Origin of the sequence: Micromonospora sp. M51, assembly GCF_018070305.1 — a bacterium.
Lineage (GTDB): Bacteria > Actinomycetota > Actinomycetes > Mycobacteriales > Micromonosporaceae > Micromonospora > Micromonospora parva.
On the sequence record NZ_JAGPXZ010001277.1, the window covers coordinates 1 to 945 of the forward strand.

General features: G+C 74.3%; 1 pseudogene. It reads left to right on the forward strand.

Annotated features, from left to right (window positions below):
- Positions 1-214 precede the first annotated feature (214 nt).
- A pseudogene (locus KBX53_RS34265) lies at positions 215-945 on the forward strand (phospho-sugar mutase); the annotation flags it as partial.

A 945-nucleotide genomic window follows, 5' to 3' on the forward strand; every position in this document is an offset into this window, starting at 1 on the left:
CACCAGCGGCGAGGGTGACGTGATGCGGCACGGCAACTGGCGGGGCGAGGCGCAGGCCGGCAAGGCGTACTCGTTCTACCTCACCGCCACCGACGCCAAGTTCGCGGAGAGCAAGCCGATCTTCGACGAGATGGCGCGCACGTTCCAGCTCACCGGGGACGGCTGAGCCGGAGGGAACCGACAGGGATGATCCGTCGCCGTGCTATCAAGGGGCATGGCGGCGGACACCACTGACATCGACGACATTCGTGAGCAAGCCCGGCGCTGGCTGGCCGACGACCCCGACCCGGCCAGCCGGGACGAGCTGACGGCGGTGCTCGACGGGCTACCCGCGAGCGCGTCGGAGCTGGCCGACCGGTTCGCCGGCCCGCTGACCTTCGGCACGGCGGGCCTGCGCGGCCCGCTGCGCGCCGGCCCGAACGGCATGAACCTCGCCGTGGTCACCCAGGCCGCTGCCGGCCTGGTCACCTGGCTCGCGGCCCAGGGTGGCACCGGCCCGCTGGTGATCGGGTACGACGCCCGGCACGGCTCGCGGCAGTTCGCCGAGCGCACCGCCCAGGTGGCCACCGGCGCTGGCCGCCCGGCGCTGCTGCTGCCCCGCCCGCTGCCCACCCCGGTGCTGGCGTACGCCGTGCGGCACCTCGGCGGGGTCGCCGGCGTGATGGTCACGGCCAGCCACAACCCGCCGCAGGACAACGGCTACAAGGTCTATCTCGGCGCGGAGCTGGGCGGCGAGTTGGGCGCCGGGGCGCAGATCGTGCCGCCCGCCGACGCCGGAATCGAGGCGGCCATCCGGTCGGTCGGGCCGCTGACCCAGGTGCCGTTGGGCGAGCCCGGTCAGGTGCTCGGCGACGACCTGGTCGCCTCGTACGTCGAACGGGCCACCGCGGTGATCGACCCGGACGGGCCACGGGACCTGACGGTGGCGTACACCCCGTGCAGCGG